The organism is Rhodanobacter thiooxydans (genome assembly GCF_030291135.1).
Classification (GTDB): domain Bacteria; phylum Pseudomonadota; class Gammaproteobacteria; order Xanthomonadales; family Rhodanobacteraceae; genus Rhodanobacter; species Rhodanobacter thiooxydans_A.
Map to the genome: position 1 here is coordinate 1,521,849 of NZ_CP127409.1, position 19,326 is coordinate 1,541,174.

General features: G+C 65.4%; 15 protein-coding genes and 1 tRNA gene. All 16 read left to right on the forward strand.

Translation table 11 applies throughout. The features are described 5' to 3' along the window. Positions 1–15 precede the first annotated feature (15 nt). Positions 16–750, forward strand: coding sequence for an NADH-quinone oxidoreductase subunit C (locus QQA13_RS06870; RefSeq protein WP_108471627.1), 735 nt, complete (start codon positions 16–18; stop codon positions 748–750). 2 nt (positions 751–752) lie between these two features. Continuing rightward, a complete protein-coding gene (locus QQA13_RS06875; protein WP_108471353.1) occupies positions 753–2,006 on the forward strand; it encodes an NADH-quinone oxidoreductase subunit D in 1,254 nt (417 codons plus the stop codon). Positions 2,007–2,027: 21 nt separating this feature from the next. Further along, the gene (nuoE, locus tag QQA13_RS06880) at positions 2,028–2,600 is read left to right on the forward strand and encodes an NADH-quinone oxidoreductase subunit NuoE (protein ID WP_108471352.1); all 573 of its coding nucleotides are present in this window, start codon (positions 2,028–2,030) and stop codon (positions 2,598–2,600) included. Further along, on the forward strand, positions 2,600–3,910 hold the full coding sequence (gene nuoF, locus QQA13_RS06885) for an NADH-quinone oxidoreductase subunit NuoF (RefSeq protein ID WP_108471351.1): 1,311 nt from the start codon (positions 2,600–2,602) through the stop codon (positions 3,908–3,910). The genes nuoE and nuoF overlap by 1 nt, the downstream gene beginning before the upstream one ends. Then, positions 3,907–6,234, forward strand: a complete 2,328-nt coding sequence (nuoG, locus tag QQA13_RS06890; protein WP_108471350.1) for an NADH-quinone oxidoreductase subunit NuoG — start codon at positions 3,907–3,909, stop codon at positions 6,232–6,234. The genes nuoF and nuoG overlap by 4 nt, the downstream gene beginning before the upstream one ends. Positions 6,235–6,239: 5 nt before the next feature. Then, a complete protein-coding gene (gene nuoH / locus QQA13_RS06895; protein ID WP_108471349.1) occupies positions 6,240–7,268 on the forward strand; it encodes an NADH-quinone oxidoreductase subunit NuoH in 1,029 nt (342 codons plus the stop codon). 3 nt (positions 7,269–7,271) lie between these two features. Further along, the gene (gene nuoI / locus QQA13_RS06900; RefSeq protein WP_108471348.1) at positions 7,272–7,763 is read left to right on the forward strand and encodes an NADH-quinone oxidoreductase subunit NuoI; all 492 of its coding nucleotides are present in this window, start codon (positions 7,272–7,274) and stop codon (positions 7,761–7,763) included. A gap of 8 nt (positions 7,764–7,771) precedes the next feature. Next, complete coding sequence (locus QQA13_RS06905; protein WP_108471347.1) at positions 7,772–8,416, forward strand: NADH-quinone oxidoreductase subunit J; 645 nt, start codon at positions 7,772–7,774, stop codon at positions 8,414–8,416. Next, positions 8,413–8,718: an NADH-quinone oxidoreductase subunit NuoK gene (gene nuoK / locus QQA13_RS06910; RefSeq protein WP_108471346.1), complete on the forward strand. Its 306-nt coding sequence runs from the start codon at positions 8,413–8,415 to the stop codon at positions 8,716–8,718. Before QQA13_RS06905 ends, nuoK begins: the two co-directional genes overlap by 4 nt. A 4-nt stretch (positions 8,719–8,722) precedes the next feature. Next, complete coding sequence (gene nuoL, locus QQA13_RS06915) at positions 8,723–10,759, forward strand: NADH-quinone oxidoreductase subunit L (protein WP_108471345.1); 2,037 nt, start codon at positions 8,723–8,725, stop codon at positions 10,757–10,759. A gap of 14 nt (positions 10,760–10,773) precedes the next feature. Beyond that, positions 10,774–12,282: a complex I subunit 4 family protein gene (locus tag QQA13_RS06920; protein ID WP_108471344.1), complete on the forward strand. Its 1,509-nt coding sequence runs from the start codon at positions 10,774–10,776 to the stop codon at positions 12,280–12,282. Between the two features lie 12 nt (positions 12,283–12,294). Next, complete coding sequence (nuoN, locus tag QQA13_RS06925; RefSeq protein ID WP_108471343.1) at positions 12,295–13,749, forward strand: NADH-quinone oxidoreductase subunit NuoN; 1,455 nt, start codon at positions 12,295–12,297, stop codon at positions 13,747–13,749. 78 nt (positions 13,750–13,827) lie between these two features. Continuing rightward, positions 13,828–13,904 (forward strand) — tRNA-Met (locus tag QQA13_RS06930). Positions 13,905–14,106: 202 nt separating this feature from the next. Next, on the forward strand, positions 14,107–14,649 hold the full coding sequence (rimP, locus tag QQA13_RS06935) for a ribosome maturation factor RimP (protein WP_108471342.1): 543 nt from the start codon (positions 14,107–14,109) through the stop codon (positions 14,647–14,649). 175 nt (positions 14,650–14,824) lie between these two features. After that, positions 14,825–16,330 carry a transcription termination factor NusA gene (gene nusA / locus QQA13_RS06940; protein ID WP_108471341.1) on the forward strand — a complete coding sequence of 502 codons (1,506 nt, stop codon included), beginning with the start codon at positions 14,825–14,827 and terminating at the stop codon, positions 16,328–16,330. Between the two features lie 133 nt (positions 16,331–16,463). Next, a complete protein-coding gene (infB, locus tag QQA13_RS06945; RefSeq protein WP_108471340.1) occupies positions 16,464–19,265 on the forward strand; it encodes a translation initiation factor IF-2 in 2,802 nt (933 codons plus the stop codon). Positions 19,266–19,326: the final 61 nt, after the last annotated feature.

The following is a 19,326-nucleotide window of genomic DNA, read 5'->3' on the forward strand; positions in this document are numbered from 1 at the left end:
CCGAAGGCGCAGTCCATGACCGACACCCCAAAGACCTCGCTGGCCGAGCAGCTCGCCGCGCGATTCGGCGATACGCTGGCCATCACCACCGTGCGCAACGAGACCGTTGCCGAACTGGCCGCCGCTGACCTGCTCGCAGTGGCCACCGCGCTGCGCGACGAGCCCGCGTTCCGCTTCAGCGAGCTGATCGACCTGTGCGGCATCGACTACCTCGGTTACGGCCAGATCGAGTGGGACACCGAGACCGTCTCCAGCTCCGGTTTCTCGCGCGGCGTGGAGGGCGAGGCACAAGGTCGTTTCGACTGGGCCGGGCGTCCACGTGGCAACGGTGAGAACCAGCCGCGCCGCTTCGCCGCGGTGATCCAGCTGCTCTCGATCGAACACAACCGTCGGCTGCGCCTGCGCGTGTTCTGCGCGGACGACAGCCTGCCGCTGGTGCCGTCGCTGACCGCGGTGTGGCCGGGCGTGAACTGGTTCGAGCGCGAGGCGTTCGACCTGTACGGCATCATCTTCGACGGCCACCCCGACCTGCGCCGCATCCTCACCGACTACGGCTTCGTCGGTCATCCGTTCCGCAAGGACTTCCCGCTGATCGGCAATGTCGAGGTGCGCTACGACCCCGAGCAGAAGCGGGTGGTGTACGAGCCGGTGTCGATCGAGCCGCGCGTGCTGGTGCCGCGCACCATCCGCGACGACGCCGACCTGATGCAGGCCAGGGCCGAAACCGCCGACCACTGGCGGGAGAATTGAGCATGCAGGAAATCCGCAATTACACGATGAACTTCGGCCCGCAGCATCCGGCCGCGCACGGCGTGCTGCGCCTGATCATGGAGATGGACGGCGAGACCATCGTCCGCGCCGACCCGCACGTGGGCCTGCTCCATCGCGGTACCGAGAAGCTGGCCGAGTCCAAGCCGTTCAACCAGTCGATCGGCTACATGGACCGGCTCGACTACGTGTCGATGATGTGCAACGAGCACGCCTACGTGCGTGCCATCGAAACCCTGCTGGGGATCGAGGCGCCAGAACGCGCGCAGTACATCCGCACCATGTTCGACGAGATCACCCGCATCCTGAACCACCTGATGTGGATCGGCTCGAACGCGCTCGACCTGGGCGCGATGGCGGTGATCCTGTACGCGTTCCGCGAACGCGAGGAACTGATGGACGTCTACGAAGCGGTGTCGGGCGCGCGCATGCACGCCACGTACTACCGCCCGGGCGGCGTCTACCGCGACCTGCCCGAGCAGATGTCGAAGTACCGCGAGTCGCCGTGGCACAAGGGCGCCGACCTCAAGCGCATCAACAGCTGGCGCGAAGGCTCGATGCTCGACTTCCTGGATGCGTTCACCGCCGACTTCCCGTCGAAGGTGGACGAGTACGAGGAGCTGCTCACCACCAACCGCATCTGGAAGCAGCGCACCGTCGGCATCGGCGTGGTCAGCCCGGAGCTGGCCCAGCAGTGGGGCATGACCGGCGCGATGCTGCGTGGTTCGGGCGTCGAGTGGGACCTGCGCAAGAAGCAGCCCTACGCGAAGTACGCCGAGATGGATTTCGATATCCCGGTGGGCGTCAACGGCGACTGCTACGACCGCTACCTGGTGCGCGTGGAAGAGATGCGCCAGTCCAACCGCATCATCCGGCAGTGCGTGGAGTGGCTGCGCGCCAACCCGGGCCCGGTGATGGTGAAGAACTTCAAGGTGGCGCCGCCGTCGCGGGTCGAGATGAAGCAGGACATGGAAGCGCTCATCCACCACTTCAAGCTGTTCACCGAAGGCTACTGCGTGCCGGCCGGAGAAACCTATTGCGCGGTCGAGGCGCCCAAGGGCGAGTTCGGCTGCTACCTGGTTTCCGATGGCGCCAACAAGCCGTTCCGCGTGCACCTGCGCGCCCCGGGCTTTGCCCACCTGTCATCCATGGACACCATCGTGCGCGGCCACATGCTCGCCGACGTGGTGGCCATGATCGGTACCTACGACCTCGTGTTCGGCGAAGTGGACCGCTGAGCCGGCACGACGGAGAAACGCATGAAAGCCACCGGACATTACGAGCAGGTCAGGAACGTCGATCCCCTCGTCGTACTCACCGAGCACACCCGCCAGCACATCGACCACTGGGTGGCCAAGTTTCCGCCCGACCGCAAGCGCTCGGCGCTGATCCAGGCGCTGTTCGGCGCGCAGGAGCAGAACAAGGGTTTCCTCACCGACGAGCTGATCGCTGCGGTGGCGAAGTACCTCGAGCTGCCGGCGATCTGGGCCTACGAGGTGGCCAGCTTCTACTCGATGCTGGAGACCAAGCCGGTGGCCCGCAACAACGTGGCGATCTGCACCAACATCTCCTGCTGGCTCAACGGCGCCGATGGCCTGGTACAGCATTGCGAGAAGAAGCTGGGCATCAAGCTGGGCGAGAGCACGCCGGACGGCCGTGTCTACCTGAAGAAGGAAGAAGAGTGCATCGCGGCCTGCGTCTACGCGCCGGCGATGACCGTGAACGGCCATTACCACGAGCACCTCACCATCGAGAAGCTTGATGCGATCCTTGATGGTCTGAGCATCGACGGCCCTGCGCACGCCGCCCACGCCGCCGAGGGGAAGCACTGATGGCCGTCGGACCCGCCCCCAAGGAACACCAGGTCGTCTACACCACGCTGCACTTCGACAAGCCGTGGTCGATGGACAGCTACGAGAAGGTCGACGGCTACAAGGCGTGGCGGAAGATCCTCGCCGAGAAGCCCGATCCCGCCTCGCTGGTCGACGAAATCAAGAAGAGCAGCCTGCGCGGCCGCGGCGGCGCAGGCTTTCCGACTGGCCTGAAGTGGTCCTTCATGCCGAAGGGCGAGATGCAGAAGTACATCCTGTGCAACTCGGACGAGTCCGAGCCGGGCACCTGCAAGGATCGCGACATCCTGCGCTACAACCCGCACGCAGTGATCGAGGGCCTGGCCATCGCCTGCTATTGCACCGGCTCCACCGTGGCCTACAACTACCTGCGCGGCGAGTTCCACCACGAGCCGTTCGAGCACCTCGAAGAGGCGCTGGCGGAAGCCTACGCGGCCGGCCTGCTGGGCAAGAACATTGGCGGCAGCGGCATCGACGTGGACATCCACAACGCGCTCGGCGCCGGCGCCTACATCTGCGGCGAGGAAACCGCGCTGATGGAGTCGCTGGAAGGGAAAAAGGGCTGGCCTCGTTTCAAGCCGCCGTTCCCGGCCAACTTCGGCCTGTACGGCAAGCCCACCACGATCAACAACACCGAGACCTACGCCTCGGTGCCGGCGATCCTGCGCAACGGCGCGGACTGGTTCCTCAACCTCGGCAAGCCGAACAACGGCGGCCCGAAGATCTTCTCGGTCTCCGGTCACGTCAACCGCCCCGGCAACTACGAGATCCGCCTAGGCACCTCGTTCGCGGAGCTGCTGGAGATGGCTGGCGGCGTGCGCAACGGGCACAAGCTCAAGGCGGTGATCCCGGGCGGCTCCTCGATGCCGATACTGCCGGCCGAGGCGATGATGGCCTGCACGATGGACTACGACTCGATCCAGAAGGCCGGTTCGGGCCTGGGTTCGGGCGCGGTGATCGTGATGGACGAGACCACCTGCATGGTGCGCGCCTGCGAGCGCATCAGCCAGTTCTACCACATGGAATCCTGCGGCCAGTGCACGCCGTGCCGCGAAGGCACCGGCTGGATGCACCGCGTACTGACCCGCATCGTCGCTGGCAAGGGCGTGCCCGACGACCTGCATCGCCTGAAGGCGGTCGCCGGTCAGATCGAGGGCCACACCATCTGTGCCTTCGGCGAGGCGGCGGCGTGGCCGGTGCAGGGTTTCCTGCGCCACTACTGGAACGAATTCGAATACTACGTCGAACACGGGCGCTCGATGGTAGACGACAAGCTTGGAGCCGCCGCATGAGTGCGCAGCCGACCCAGAACACCGCGCCGAACCTCGTCAACATCGAGGTCGACGGCAAGCCGATCCAGGTGCCGAAGGGCTCGATGATCATCGAGGCCACCGACAAGGCCGGCATCCCGATCCCGCGCTTCTGCTACCACCGCAAGCTGCCGATCGCGGCGAGCTGCCGCCAGTGCCTGGTGGAGGTGGAGATGGGCGGGCGTCCGATGCCCAAGCCGCAGCCGGCCTGCGCCACACCGGTGGCCGAGGGCATGAAAGTGCTCACCCGCTCGGACAAGGCGCTGCACGCGCAGCGCAACGTGATGGAATTCCTGCTGATCAACCATCCGCTGGATTGCCCGATCTGCGACCAGGGCGGCGAGTGCGAGTTACAGGACCTGGCGCTGGGCTACGGCCGCAGCGTGTCGCGCTTCACCGAGCGCAAGCGCACCATCACCGATGAGGACATCGGTCCGCTGGTGGCCACCGAGATGACGCGCTGCATCCACTGCACGCGCTGCGTCCGCTTCATCAGCGAGATCGCCGGCACCTACGAGTTCGGCAGCATGGACCGCGGCGACCGCCACGTGATCGGCACTTATATCGGCAAGAATGTCGAGAGCGAGCTGTCGGGCAACATCATCGACGTCTGCCCGGTTGGCGCGCTCACCAACAAGCCGTTCCAGTTCAAGGCGCGCGCGTGGGAGCTGATCGCCAAGTCGTCGATCGCCTACCACGACGCGCTGGGTTCCAACCTGTGGTTGCACACCCGCCGCGGCGAAGTGCTGCGCACGGTGCCGCGCGACAACGAAGCGGTCAACGAGTGCTGGCTGTCCGACCGCGACCGCTACAGCCACCAGGGCATGTACGCCGCCGACCGTGTCAGCGTTCCGGAAGTGAAGCGCAACGGCCAGTGGCAGGCGACCACCTGGGAAGACGCCCTGCAGTTCGCCGGCGAGGCATTGAAGAGGGTGCCTGGCAGCGAGCTGGGCATCCTGCTGCATCCGGCCACCTCGAACGAGGAGGGCGACCTGCTGGTGCGGCTGGCCCGCGGCCTGGGCAGCGCGCACGTCGATCATCGCCTGCGTCAGCTCGATTTCGCCGACAACGCCGTGGCGCAGCCGTTCACGCTGCCGGTGACGGAAATCGAGCAGGTCCGGGCGGCCCTGCTGGTCGGCTCCGACCTGCGTTACGAGATGCCGCTGCTGAACCATCGCCTGCATCAGGCGACCAAGAAGGGCGCAAAGGTCTACGCGGTCAATCCGGCGCACTTCGATTTCAACTACACGCTGGCCGGTGAGGCAGTGGTGGCGCCGCAGGCCATGGTCGATGCGCTGCTGGCGCTGGCCAGGGCTGCCGTGGCTGCCGGTGCGAATGCGCCGGCGGCACTGGCTGAGGCGATCGCCTCGGCGCAGAGCGACCAGGGCGACAGCGACGCGATCGCCGCACTGAAGTCGGGCAAGGCCGTGGTGATCTTCGGCGAGGCCGCAGTGACCCATCCGCAGGCATCCTGGCTGCGCGCGATCGCCCGTTTCATCGCCGACGCCACCGGTGCCGGCTACGATGAACTGCCGGTCGGCGCGAATGCCGTGGGCCTGGCGCAGCTCGGCGTGGTGCCGGGCAACGGCGGGCTGGATGCGCAGGCGATGCTGGCGCAGCCGCGCAAGAGCTACCTGCTGTACGGTGTCGAGCCGCCGCACGATTTCGCCGATGGTGGCGCGGCCTTGCGGGCGCTGCATGGCGCGGACCAGGTGGTGGCGTTCAGCGCCTATGCCGGTGCTGCGCTGCGCGACGTGGCCGATGTGATTCTGCCGATCGCGTTGCTGCCGGAGATTGACGCGACCCTGGTCAATGTCGACGGGCTGGCCCAGGGCGTGGCGGCGGGAGCGAAGGCACCCGGTCAGGCGCGGCCGGGCTGGAAGGTATTGCGCGCACTGGGTGGCGGCCTGCAACTGGCCGGTTTCGAGTTTGACGATCTTGCCGGCCTGCGCGACGGGATCGCCGCGCGTGCGGTGCCGCCACGCAGCGACCTGGCTGCGCGCTCGGCCGTCAGCGGCCTGACCCGCCTGGCCACCTGGCCGATCTACCGTGCCGATGCGGTGCTGCGTCGTGCCACGGCACTGAACGCGCATCCGCTCAATCGTGCCCCGGCAGTGCGCCTGAATGCGGACGAGGCACGGCGACTCGGCCTTGCCGCCGGTGGCCAGGTGCGCATGGCGGACGTATCACTGCCGCTGGTGATCGATGCGGCCGTGCCCGACAGCACGGCGTGGATCGAGGCAGCGCAGGATCTCACCGCCACGCTGCCGCCGTACGGCGCGTCCATCACCCTGAGCAAGGCTTAAAGCAGATGCTTGATCAACTCATCCATCAGCTCGTCGTGCCGATCCTGTACATCCTGGCGATCGTGCTGCCACTGGTGCTGGCGGTGGCGATGTTCGTGTACTGGGAGCGCAAGGTCCTCGGCTGGATGCACGTGCGCATGGGGCCGAACAAGATCGGTCCGTTCGGCCTGCTGCAGGCTTTCGCCGACGTGGTCAAGCTGCTGATCAAGGAAGTGATCCTGCCGACCAAGGCGAACCGCTTCCTGTACTACATGGCGCCGATGATCGCGCTGGTCCCCGCGCTGGCGGTATGGGCCGTGGTTCCGTTCAGCAGCACGATGGTGCTGTCGAACGCCAACGCCGGCGTGCTGTACCTGCTGGCGATGACCTCGATGGGTGTGTACGGCATCATCATCGCCGGCTGGGCGTCCAACTCGCGCTATGCGCTGCTCGGTGCGATGCGTTCGGCAGCGCAGGTGATCTCCTACGAACTGGCGATGGGCCTGTGCCTGGTCTGCGTGCTGGTGCTGGCCGGTTCGCTGAACCTCAGCGCGATCGTCAATGCGCAGGCCGGCAGCAAGGGCATCTTCGACTGGTTCTGGCTGCCGCTGCTGCCGGTGTTCGTGGTCTATTTCATCTCCGGCGTGGCCGAGACCAACCGTGCGCCGTTCGACGTGGCCGAGGGCGAGTCGGAAATCGTGGCCGGTTTCCACGTGGAATATTCCGGTTCGGCGTTCGCGCTGTTCTTCCTGGCCGAATACGCCAACATGATCCTGGTCAGCTTCCTGGCCGCAGTGCTGTTCATGGGCGGCTGGCTGTCGCCGTTCCCGGCCTCGTGGGGCTTCATCGGCCATGGCGGTTTCCCCTGGCTGCTGCTCAAGGCATTCCTGTTCTCGTTCATGTTCCTGTGGTTCCGCGCCACGTTCCCGCGCTATCGCTATGACCAGATCATGCGGCTGGGCTGGAAGGTGTTCATCCCCATCGCCATCGCATGGGTTTTCGTGGCTGGCTGCCTGAAATACTGGGGTCTGGTCAGCATCGGCACGGGGGCATAAGCCATGAATCGCGTTACCGGTTATTTCAAGAGTCTGCTGCTGGTCGAGCTGTTCCAGGGCATGGGGCTGACCCTGCGCTACCTGTTCAAGCCGAAGTACACGATGCGCTACCCGATGGAGCACATCCCCAAGTCGAACCGCTTCCGCGGCCTGCACGCGTTGCGTCGCTACGCGAACGGCGAGGAGCGCTGCATCGCCTGCAAGCTGTGCGAGGCGGTGTGCCCGGCGCTGGCGATCACCATCGACTCCGCGCCGCGCGAGAGCGACGGTCAGCGCCGCACCACCCGCTACGAGATCGACCTGTTCAAGTGCATCTTCTGCGGCTTCTGCGAAGAGAGCTGCCCGGTCGACTCGATCGTCGAGACATCGATCCACGAGTACCACTTCGAACACCGCGGCGAGAACGTGGTGGACAAGCAGCAGCTGCTTGCCATCGGCGATCGCTTCGAACAGCAGATCGCCGCTGACCGCGCGCAGGATGCGGCGTACCGCTGAGGCCAACGATGAATCCCCAACTGTTTCAACTCATCTGTTTCTACGCCTTCGGCTTCGTCACCGTGGCTGCGGCGCTGTCGGTGATCACGCTGAAGAACTCCGTGCACGCAGTGCTGGCGCTGGTGCTCACCTTCTTCAGTGCTGCCTGCCTGTGGCTGCTGCTTGAGGCGGAATTCCTGGCACTCGCGCTGATCGTCGTTTATGTCGGCGCGGTGATGGTGCTGTTCCTGTTTGTGGTGATGATGCTCGACATCGACCAGGAAAAGATGCGCGAAGGCTTCGTCAAATTCCTGCCGGTCGGCCTGATCGTGGCCGTGGTGATGCTGGCGGAAATGCTCGGCCTGATCGGCGTGCGCGCGATGCAGGCGCACATCATGGGCGCCGACCCCGCCATCGCTGCGGGCATGTCCAACACCGAGTGGCTCGGGCGTGCGCTGTACACGAAGTTCCTGTTGCCGTTCGAGATCGCTGCGTTGATCCTTACCGTGGGCATCGTGGCGGCGGTGGCACTGACCCTGCGCGAGCGCCGCGACGCGCGCTACGAGTCGGCCAGCCAGCAGGTCAAGGTCGATCCGCGCGACCGCGTGCGTATCGTGAAGATGGCCGCCGTCCGTCCCGATGAACCGACCGCACCCCAGGAGCCGCAGCCATGATCTCGCTCGCGCACTACATCGTGCTCGGCGCGGTGCTGTTCTGCATCGCCGTCGCCGGCATGTTCATCAATCGCAAGAACGTGATCGTGCTGTTGATGTCGATCGAGCTGATGCTGCTCGCCGTGAACATGAACTTCGTGGCGTTCTCTCGCTTCCTCGGCGACGTTTCCGGGCAGGTATTCGTGTTCTTCATCCTCACCGTGGCCGCGGCGGAAGCCGCCATCGGCCTGGCGATCCTGGTGCTGCTGTTCCGTACGCGCAGCACGATCAATATCGCCGACATCGACAGCATGAAGGGTTGACCCGATGCAGCTTTCGACTTCCATCCTGCTGACGATCGCACTGGCGCCGCTGGTCGGCTGCGTGCTGGCCGGCTTCCTGGGCAAGTTCCTGGGCCGCGCCGGTTCGCATACCGTCACCATCCTCGGCGTGGCGGTGTCGTGTGCGCTGTCGTTCTACGTGCTGTACCAGCTCACCCTGGGTGGCGCGGCCGAATACAACCAGAACATCTACACCTGGTTCCAGATCGGTCCGTTCAACGCCAGCGTCGGCTTCATGGTCGACCGGCTGACCGCGCTGATGCTGGTGGTGGTGAGCTTCGTGTCGCTGCTGGTGCATGTCTACACCATCGGCTACATGGCCGACGACGACGGCTACACGCGCTTCTTCAGCTACATCTCGCTGTTCACCTTCTCGATGTTCATGCTGGTCATGAGCAACAACTTCATGCAGCTGTTCTTCGGCTGGGAAGCGGTGGGCCTGGTGTCGTACCTGCTGATCGGCTTCTGGTACAAGCGGCCGACCGCGATCTTCGCCAACCTGAAGGCGTTCCTGGTCAACCGCGTGGGCGACTTCGGCTTCCTGCTCGGCATCGCGGCGGTGCTGTATTTCCTCGGCACGCTGGACTACGCCACCGCGTTCGCCGCGGCCCCCGGCCTGGCCGGCAAGACCCTGCAGATCACCGCGAACACGCAGTGGGAAGCGGCCACAGTGATCTGCATCCTGCTGTTCGTCGGCGCCATGGGCAAGTCGGCGCAGGTGCCGCTGCACGTGTGGCTGCCCGACTCGATGGAAGGTCCGACCCCGATCTCCGCGCTGATCCATGCGGCCACGATGGTCACCGCCGGCATCTTCATGGTGGCGCGCATGTCACCGCTGTTCGAGATGTCGTCGACCGCACTGAGCTTCGTGCTGGTGATCGGCGCCACCACCGCGTTGTTCACCGGCTTGATCGGCATCGTGCAGAACGACATCAAGCGGGTGATTGCGTACTCCACGCTGTCGCAGCTGGGCTACATGACGGTGGCGCTGGGCGTGTCGATGTACAGCGGTGCCGTGTTCCACCTGATGACCCACGCGTTCTTCAAGGCGCTGCTGTTCCTCGGTGCCGGCTCGGTGATCATCGCGATGCACCACGAGCAGGACATGCGCTACATGGGCGGCCTGCGCAAGTACATGCCGATCACCTGGATCACCATGTGGATCGGTTCGCTGGCGCTGGTGGCGGTGCCGTTCACCTCGGGCTTCTATTCGAAGGACGCGATCATCGAGGCGGTCGGCCTGTCGCACCGCTGGGGCGCGCACTACGCCTACTTCTGCGTGATGGTCGGTGCGCTGGTGACGGGGCTGTACACGTTCCGCCAGATGTACCTGACCTTCCACGGCAAGGAGCGCTTCAAGGTGGTTGCCTCGCACGGGCATGACCATCACGACGACCATGGCCATCACGAGCCGGGCGTGCTGGCGCATGCGCCGAAGGAATCGCCGTGGGTGGTGACGCTGCCGCTGGTGCTGCTGGCGATCCCGTCGCTGCTGGTCGGCTTCTTCACCGTCGGTCCCACGCTGTTCGGCAACTGGTTCGGCGGCGCGATCCATGTCGAGGAAGCCAACGACGTGCTGGCCGAGTTGAGCCACGAGTTCCACGGCGCGGCGGCGATGGCGCTGCACGGGTTCACCCAGTTGCCGTTCGTGCTGGTGCTCGTCGCGTTCGTGACCACCACCTACATCTACCTGTTCAACCCGGCGCTGGCCGATCGCATCAAGTCCGCGCTGAAGCCGCTGTGGACGGTGCTGGACCGCAAGTACTGGGTCGACGACGTGTACTACGCGCTGTTCGCCCGTGGTGGCGTCAAGCTGGGTCGCCTGTTCTGGAAGGCGGGCGACACGGCGGTGATCGACGACGCGATGGTCAACGGTTCGGTGAGCCTGGTGCACCGCGTCGCTGCCACGATGCGCCGCCTGCAGTCGGGCTACCTCTATCACTACGCCTTCGCGATGATCCTCGGCCTGATCCTGCTGCTTGGCGGGTACTGGCTGGTCGGGGCCGGGCTGGCCGGGCATTAAGGGAAACGGGATCCATGTTCAATCACTTGCTCAGCCTGCTGATCTGGCTACCCGTCGTCGGCGCCATCCCGGTGCTGCTTGCCGGCTCGGCCCGACCCAACCTCGCCCGCTGGCTGTCGCTGCTGGTGGCGGTGCTCGCCTTCGTGGCCAGTCTGTTCCTGTTGGTGCAGTACAACCCCGCCGGCGCCGCGATGCAGCTGGTCGAAAGCCACCTGTGGATCGCCTCGTGGGGCGTGCATTACGGCCTGGCGGTGGATGGCATCTCGGTGGCGCTGATCGTGATGACCACCTTCGTCGGTATCCTGGTGGTCGCCGGTGCGTGGGAGGTCATCCAGGACAAGCCGCACCAGTACATGGCCGCGATGCTGATCCTCGAAGGCCTGCTGATCGGCGTGTTCTGCGCCACCGACGCGCTGCTGTTCTATGCGCTGTTCGAGGCGATCCTGATCCCGATGTTCATCCTGATCGGTATCTGGGGTGGTCCGCGCCGCGTTTACGCCACGCTGAAGTTCTTCATCTACACGTTCTTCGGCTCGGTCTTCATGCTGATCGCGCTGCTGTACCTGTACCAGAAAGCGCACACGTTCGACCTGGCCACGCTGGCCGCGCTGCCGCTGACGTTCACCGAGCAGGCCTGGATCTTCTTCGCGTTCCTGATCGCCTTCGCGATCAAGGTGCCGATGGTGCCGGTGCACACCTGGCTGCCGGACGCCCACGTCGAGGCGCCGACCGGCGGTTCGGTAGTGCTGGCGGCGGTGATGCTGAAGGTCGGCACCTACGGCATGCTGCGCTTCATCCTGCCGATCGTGCCTGACGCCGGTGCGCATTTCGCGTGGATCGTCATCGTGCTGAGCCTGATCGCGATCGTCTACATCGGCTACGTCGCGCTGGTGCAGGAGGACATGAAGAAGCTGGTGGCGTACTCATCCGTGGCGCACATGGGCTTCGTGACGCTGGGCATCTTCATCGCCTTCATGCTGGTACGCGAGCAGGGCCATACCGACATGGCGCTGCTGGGCATGCAGGGCGCGATGGTGCAGATGATCTCGCACGGCTTCGTCTCCGGCGCGATGTTCACCTGCATCGGCGTGATGTACGACCGCACGCATACGCGCCTGATCAAGGACTACGGCGGCGTCATCAACGTGATGCCGTGGTTCGGCTTCTTCTACGTGCTGTTCGCGATGGCCAACTGCGGCCTGCCGGGCACCAGCGGTTTCGTGGGCGAGTTCATGGTGATTCTGGCCAGCTTCAGCGCCAGCCCGTGGATCGCGCTGTTCGCCGCCTTCACCCTGATCATCGGCGCGGGCTACACGCTGTGGCTGGTCAAGCGCGTGCTGTGGGGCGAGATCGGCAACCCGCACGTGGCCGAGATGAAGGAGATCAACGGCCGCGAGACGTTCGTGCTGGGCGCCTTTGCCGCCGCCGTGCTGGCGCTGGGCATCTGGCCGCAGCCGCTGGTCCATCTGATGGACAACTCGGTGGCGCAGCTGGTGCAGCAGCTCGCCATTCACAAGATTTGATCGGGACCCGACATGCCGACTCTGAATGACATCCTGATCCTGCTGCCGGAGTTCTACCTGGTGGCGGCGGCGTGCCTGCTGTTGCTGCTGGACGCCTTCATGAAGCCTGCGCAGCGCCCGCTGCTGCACTGGATCTCGATCGCGGTGCTGCTGGTGGCGATCTATCTGGTGGTCGCCGGCCAGCCGCCGCAGACGGTCACCGCGTTCGGCGACATGTTCGTGCGCGACGACGTGGCCGAGATCCTCAAGGTGTTTGCGCTGGGCACCACCGCGATGGTGTTCGTTTACGCTCGCCCGTACCTGATCGACCGCAAGCTGCTCGGCGGCGAGTTCTACACGCTGATGATCTTCGCGGTGATCGGCATCATGCTGCTGGTCTCGGCCGGCAGCCTGGTCACCGTCTACCTGGGGCTGGAGCTGCTCTCGCTGTCGTCATACGCGCTGGTGGCGCTGAACCGCGACGCGAAGCTGCCGCCGGAGGCGGCGATCAAGTACTTCGTGCTGGGCGCACTGGCCTCGGGCATGCTGCTGTATGGCATGTCGATGGTCTACGGCGCTTCCGGCATGGGTGGCACGCCGACCCTGGACCTGGCGCAGCTGCACAACGTGATGAGCTACACCACGGCACCGACCCTGCTGCTGTTCGGCCTGGTCTTCATGATCGTGGGCATCGGCTTCAAGCTGGGTGCCGCGCCGTTCCACATGTGGATACCTGACGTCTACCAGGGCGCACCGACCCCGGTCACCACCTTCATCGCCTCGGGCTCCAAGCTGGCCGCGTTCGGCATGGCCTACCGCCTGCTCGACACTGGCATGGGTGATCTGTCGCAGCACTGGCAGCTGATGCTGGCGGTGCTGGCCGTGGTTTCGCTGGCGATCGGCAACCTGGTCGCAATCGTGCAGACCAACCTGAAGCGCATGCTGGCGTATTCGACCATCTCGCACATGGGCTACCTGCTGCTCGGCCTTTCCGCCGCCGGCCCGGAAGGCTATGCCGCGGCGATGTTCTACGCGATCTGCTACGCGCTGATGGGCGTGGCCGCGTTTGGCGTGATGCTGGCGCTGACCCGTGCCGGCTTCGAGTGCGAGGAAATCACCGACCTGAAGGGACTGAACCAGAAGTCGCCGTGGATGGCGTTCCTGATGTTGCTGGCGATGTTCTCGCTGGCCGGCGTGCCGCCGCTGTTCGGCTTCTGGGCCAAGGTGCTGGTGCTGGAGGCGGCGATCCACGCGAACATGTTGTGGCTGGCCATCGTCGGTATCGTGTTCGCCATCATCGGGCTGTACTACTACCTGTACGTGGTCAAGGTGATGTACTTCGACAAGCCGGAGGAGGGCGGTGCATTGCAGGCACAGCCGGACCGGCCGCTGCGCGTGGTGCTGTCGCTGAACGCGCTGTCGTTGCTGGTGCTGGGCCTGTACTGGGGCCCGCTGCTGGGTTGGTGCCGGCGCGCGTTCGGGTTGTGAATTCCGGCTTTGTGCCGAAAGCAGTGGATTCGAGGCTTGCAAGAAACCGGCCACCCCGGTAAACTCTTCGGACTCTGATGCGGGGTGGAGCAGTCTGGCAGCTCGTCGGGCTCATAACCCGAAGGTCGCAGGTTCGAATCCTGCCCCCGCTACCAGATCTTTCTTGATGCAAGAAAGCCTCCTCGTGAGGCTTTTTTGTTGGGCGCAAGGATGCGTCGTGCCGGATCGCCGCTGGCGGTCACGTGCGCCGGAAAGAGCTGCTTGAGGAGGAGGAACATCGGCGAGATAGGGAAATGGGCCGTTGGAGCCCATTTTTTGTTTCTGCTGTTCTGAAAGAGTGATCCGGGAAGGCTACCCATGGATACGCAGGCACTGGCACAACGTTTCAGCGAGGTACTGGTCGATCTTGGCCTGGAATGCCTCGGCGTGGAGTTCACCCCGTCGCACGGGCAGAGTACGCTGCGCGTCTACCTGGACCTGCTGGACAAGGAAACGGGCGACGGCGAGCGTCGCGAGGTCGGCATCGAGGATTGCGAAACCGCCAGCCGCGAATTGTCCGCCCTGCTGGATGTGGAGGATCCGGTTCCCGGCCATTACGTGCTGGAAGTTTCCTCGCCGGGCCTGGATCGGCCGCTGTTCACCGCCGCACAGTTTGCGCGGGCCAGCGGGCAGGAAGTGAAGGTGCTGCTGAGGGCGCCGCTGGAAGGCCGCCGTCGCCTGCGTGGCAAGCTGGTTTCGGCAGAGGCCGGGCACATCGTGCTGGAAGCCGAAGGCAAGACGTTCGAATTTGACCATGCGCTGGTGGAAAGCGCGCGCGTGGTGCCGGACTGGGTGGCGCTCGGTTATGCGCCGCAGCCCAAGCCCGGCGGCAAGACGCCCGGCAAGAAGCAGGCTGATTGAGGCTTTGTTGAAGAGTGCAGCCATGGAGGGCTGCCTCGTGATCTTCGCGTTCAAGGACGAACGCACAAGTATTGAATAGTGCGGCCACGGATGGTCGCTTCTTGATCCTCGCGTTCAGGGATGAATGCAAAAGCTAACGATTCGGACGCCGAAGGGTGCCTACGGAGTTGCTGCAATGAGCAAAGAACTTTTGCTGGTCGTCGACGCGGTCGCCAATGAAAAGGGCGTGCCGCTGGAAGTGATTTTCGAGGCGATGGAGGCCGCGCTGGCCTCGGCCGCGAAGAAGCGCTATCCGGACGAAGAGCCCGATATCCGCGTATCGATCGACCACGACACCGGCGAGTACGAGACGTTCCGCCGCTGGGAAATCATCGCCGATGACGGCGAGATGGAATCGCCGTCCTATCAGTTGCGCCTGATGGACGCGCTGGACGAGCGCGCCGACGCTGCCGTGGGCGAATACATCGAGCAGCAGATCGAGAACGCCGAATTCGGCCGCATCGCCGCGCAGGCTGCCAAGCAGGTGATCGTGCAGCGCGTGCGCGAGGCCGAACGCCAGCAGGTGGTCGACGCCTTCGCCGATCGCGTGGGCGAGCTGGTCACCGGTATCGTCAAGCGCGTCGAACGCGGCAACATCTACCTCGACCTGGGCAGCAATGCCGAGGCGTTCATCCCGCGCGACAAGACCATTCCGCGCGAATCGGCCCGCGTCGGCGACCGCGTGCGCGGTTATCTGTACGAAGTGCGTTCCGAGGCCCGCGGCCCGCAGCTGTTTGTGTCGCGCGCGGCGCCGGAGTTCATGATCGAGCTGTTCAAGCTGGAAGTGCCGGAAGTCGGCCAGGGCCTGGTCGAGATCAAGGGCTGCGCGCGCGATCCGGGCGATCGCGCCAAGATCGCCGTGCTGGCCCACGACAGCCGCACTGATCCGATCGGCGCCTGCATCGGCATGCGCGGATCGCGCGTGCAGGCGGTCTCCAACGACCTCAACGGCGAGCGCGTCGACATCATCCTGTGGCACGAGAACCAGGCGCAGTACGTCATCAACGCGATGGCGCCGGCGGAAGTGCAGTCCATCATCATGGACGAAGAAAAGCACTCGATGGACATCGCGGTGGCCGAGGACAAGCTGTCCCAGGCGATCGGTCGCGGCGGCCAGAACGTGCGCCTGGCCAGCAAGCTGACCGGCTGGCAGTTGAACGTGATGACCCAGGACCAGGTCACCGCCAAGAGCGAGTCCGAGCAGGAGGCCGCGCGCCAGCTGTTCATGGACAAGCTCGAAGTGGACCAGGAGATCGCCGTGATCCTCGTGCAGGAAGGCTTTTCCAGCATCGAGGAAATCGCCTATGTGCCCAGCGCCGAGCTGCTCGCGGTGGAGGGCTTCGATGAGGACATCGTCGAGGAGCTGCGCGCCCGCGCCCGCGATGCGCTGCTGACCGAGGCACTGGCGGTGGAGGAGGGGGTCGATGAACATCAGCCTTCCGAAGAGCTGCTGGCACTGGACGGCATGGACGAGGAAACTGCCTTTGCGCTGGCTGCGCGCGCGGTGACCACGGTCGACGACCTGGCTGACCTGGCGGTGGACGACCTGATCGATATCGAGGGCATGGATGAAGAGCGTGCCGCCGCACTGATCATGGCCGCACGTGCGCCGATGATCGCGCGACTGGAGAAGGGCGGCTAACCGCGGGCAGCGGCACCCCGGAGGGGTGTGCCGGGAAAGGCTTCCTCAGGAAGGCTTTCAGCACGGATGGAGGCGGCGGCGCAGATGATGCCGCACAGACGATAGGCGCGGGAACGGCGGAGCAAAGAACACGATGTCGGACGTTACGATCAAACAACTCGCCCAGGTACTGGGTATGCCGGTCGACAAGCTGCTGACGCAGCTCGGCGAGGCAGGCATGAAATTCTCCGACCAGGAGCAGGTCATCAGCAGCACCGAGAAGGTGAAGTTGCTTGGCTTCCTGCGCCGCACGCATGGCAAGGGCGAAGTCGCTGCCGAGGTCGACGACAGCGCGCCGCGCCAGATCACCCTGAAGCGCCGTACGGTCGGCGAGCTGAAGGTGGCAGCGCCGGGGGGGCGGGGTGCCACAGGCACGGCCAAGACAGTCAATGTCGAAGTGCGCGCCAAGCGCACCTACGTCAAGCGCAGCGTGATTGCCGAGGAGGCCAGCGCCGAACCCGAGCGCGAGGAGGCCGTGCGCAAGCTGCAGGAGTCGCAGCAGCAGCGCGAGCAGGAAGAACGCGAGCGGATCGAGGCTGAACAGCGCCGCCAGGCGGAGGCACAACACAGCCTGGACGAACAGCAGCGGAAGGCCGAAAAGGAGCAGCGCGAGGTCGAGGTGGCCAGTCCTGCCGAAGCGCCCGTGGCCGAGCACGTCGAGGTCGAGCCGGAACCGGCGGCCGAAGCGGCGCCCGTGGTGGCCGGCGATGACGCGGCGGGAACTGTCCAGCGCATCGACCAGCGCGACCTGGGCATGATCCTGCCGCGCATCCACGAGCCGCGCAAACGCGAAAAGCTGGTCAAGCCGGTCGTGGCCCCCGCCGCGCCGGCCGCTCCGGTGGCTCGTGCCGCGACGCCCGGTAGTGCGGCCGCGCCAGCCGCCGCCGGCGATACTGCTCGTGGCAAGCCCAAGCATTCGCGCGAACGCAATGACAGCGTCGAGGGCAAGGGTGATCGCGACAGTGCTGGCAAGCGCTTCGCCGGTGGGCAGATGCACCTGAGCGAGGCCGATCGCGCCCGCCGCTCTTCCAGCAGCAAGCGCGGCAAGCCGGGACGCAGCAGCGGCCGCGAGCTGTTGCGCAGCAGCAACGCACCGACCGGCCCGCACGGCTTCTCGCGACCCACCGCGCCGGTGGTGCGCGAAGTGGTCGTGGGCGATACCAACGTCGTCGCCGAGCTGGCCCAGAAGATGGCGGTCAAGGGTTCCGAGGTGGTCAAGGCGCTGTTCAAGATGGGCGTGATGGCTACCATCAACCAGACCGTCGACCACGACACCGCGGTGCTGGTGGTCGAGGAGCTCGGCCACACGCCGGTGGCGGATAGCCAGAACAACGCCGAGGAGACGCTGGCGGCGCACACCCAGAACATCGAGCTGGAGGGTGAGAAGGTCACACGCCCGCCGGTGGTGACGATCATGGGTCACGTCGACCACGGCAAGACCTCGCTGCTCGACTACATCCGCCGCACCAAGGTCGCTTCCGGCGAAGCCGGCGGCATCACCCAGCACATCGGCGCGTACCACGTGGAAACGTCGAAGGGCGTGATCACGTTCCTGGATACTCCCGGCCACGCCGCGTTCACCTCGATGCGTGCCCGTGGCGCGCAGTCGACCGACATCGTGATCCTGGTGGTGGCGGCCGACGACGGCGTGATGCCGCAGACCGTGGAAGCGGTGAAGCATGCGCGCGCCGCCAAGGTGCCGCTGATCGTCGCGGTCAACAAGATGGACAAGGACGGCGCCAACCCGGACAACGTCAAGCAGGGTCTGGTGCAGTACGAAGTGGTGCCGGAAGACTGGGGCGGCGACGTCCAGTTCATCCCGGTGTCGGCCAAGACCGGTGCCGGTGTCGAGGACCTGCTCGACGCGATCTCGGTGCAGGCCGAGGTGATGGAATTGAAGGCGGTCGTCGATGGCCGCGCCTCCGGCGTGGTGATCGAGTCCAGCCTGGACCGCGGCCGTGGCCCGGTGGCCACCGTGCTGGTCCAGCAAGGCACGCTGCGCAAGGGTGACTTCGTGGTCTGCGGCGTCGAATACGGCCGCATGCGCGCGCTGATCGACGAAACCGGCAAGCAGGTGACCGAAGCCGGCCCGTCGATTCCGGTGCAGGTGCTGGGTCTGTCCGGCGTGCCGGAAACCGGCGACGACTTCGTCTGTGTCGAGGACGAGCGGCTGGCCCGCGAAGTGGCGCAGGAGCGCGAGCTCAAGCGTCGTGAAACGCGCATGGTCAGCAAGAGCAACCGGCTTGAGGACATCATCGCCAAGATGGGCCAGGGCGTGGAGCAGCAGACGCTCAACATCCTGGTCAAGGGTGACGTGCAGGGTTCGGTCGAAGCGCTGCGCGAGTCGCTGACCCAGATCGGCAACGAGCGGGTCCGCGTCAACGTGGTTTCGTCCGGCGTCGGCGGCATCAACGAATCCGATGCCACGCTGGCAGCGGCTTCGAAGGCACTGGTGATCGGCTTCAACGTGCGCGCCGACGCCTCGGCGCGCAAGGTGATCGAGACCAATGGCCTGGACGTGCGCTATTTCTCGATCATCTACGACGTGATCGACCAGGTGACCCAAGCGGCCACTGGCCTGCTCGGCATGGAAGTACGCGAGGACATCATCGGCACGGCCGAAGTGCGCGACGTGTTCCGCAGTTCCAAGTTCGGTGCCGTGGCTGGCTGCATGGTCACCGAGGGTGTGGTCAAGCGCAGCAAGCCGATCCGCGTGCTGCGCGACCACGTGGTGATCTTCGAAGGCGAGCTGGAATCGCTGCGCCGCTTCAAGGACCTCGTCGACGAAGTGCGCAACGGCATGGAATGCGGCATCGCCGTGAAGCAGTACAACGACGTCAAGCCGGGCGACCAGATCGAGTGCTTCGAACGCACCGAAGTGGCGCGTACGCTTTGATCCTGAACCCCTCTCCCTGCGGCGACCCTGGGGTCCCTTTTGCGGGTAGAGGGGTTGGGGC

Excerpts from the sequence above, each read along its gene's own strand:
- nuoL (WP_108471345.1), top strand. The coding sequence starts at position 8,723 with ATGCAGCTTTCGACTTCCATCCTGCTGACGATCGCACTGGCGCCGCTG.
- nuoI (WP_108471348.1), top strand. The coding sequence starts at position 7,272 with ATGAATCGCGTTACCGGTTATTTCAAGAGTCTGCTGCTGGTCGAGCTG.
- nuoF (WP_108471351.1), top strand. The coding sequence starts at position 2,600 with ATGGCCGTCGGACCCGCCCCCAAGGAACACCAGGTCGTCTACACCACG.
- nusA (WP_108471341.1), top strand. The coding sequence starts at position 14,825 with ATGAGCAAAGAACTTTTGCTGGTCGTCGACGCGGTCGCCAATGAAAAG.
- QQA13_RS06870 (WP_108471627.1), top strand. The coding sequence starts at position 16 with ATGACCGACACCCCAAAGACCTCGCTGGCCGAGCAGCTCGCCGCGCGA.
- nuoN (WP_108471343.1), top strand. The coding sequence starts at position 12,295 with ATGCCGACTCTGAATGACATCCTGATCCTGCTGCCGGAGTTCTACCTG.
- nuoK (WP_108471346.1), top strand. The coding sequence starts at position 8,413 with ATGATCTCGCTCGCGCACTACATCGTGCTCGGCGCGGTGCTGTTCTGC.
- QQA13_RS06920 (WP_108471344.1), top strand. The coding sequence starts at position 10,774 with ATGTTCAATCACTTGCTCAGCCTGCTGATCTGGCTACCCGTCGTCGGC.
- nuoG (WP_108471350.1), top strand. The coding sequence starts at position 3,907 with ATGAGTGCGCAGCCGACCCAGAACACCGCGCCGAACCTCGTCAACATC.
- infB (WP_108471340.1), top strand. The coding sequence starts at position 16,464 with ATGTCGGACGTTACGATCAAACAACTCGCCCAGGTACTGGGTATGCCG.
- QQA13_RS06905 (WP_108471347.1), top strand. The coding sequence starts at position 7,772 with ATGAATCCCCAACTGTTTCAACTCATCTGTTTCTACGCCTTCGGCTTC.
- rimP (WP_108471342.1), top strand. The coding sequence starts at position 14,107 with ATGGATACGCAGGCACTGGCACAACGTTTCAGCGAGGTACTGGTCGAT.
- QQA13_RS06875 (WP_108471353.1), top strand. The coding sequence starts at position 753 with ATGCAGGAAATCCGCAATTACACGATGAACTTCGGCCCGCAGCATCCG.
- nuoH (WP_108471349.1), top strand. The coding sequence starts at position 6,240 with ATGCTTGATCAACTCATCCATCAGCTCGTCGTGCCGATCCTGTACATC.
- nuoE (WP_108471352.1), top strand. The coding sequence starts at position 2,028 with ATGAAAGCCACCGGACATTACGAGCAGGTCAGGAACGTCGATCCCCTC.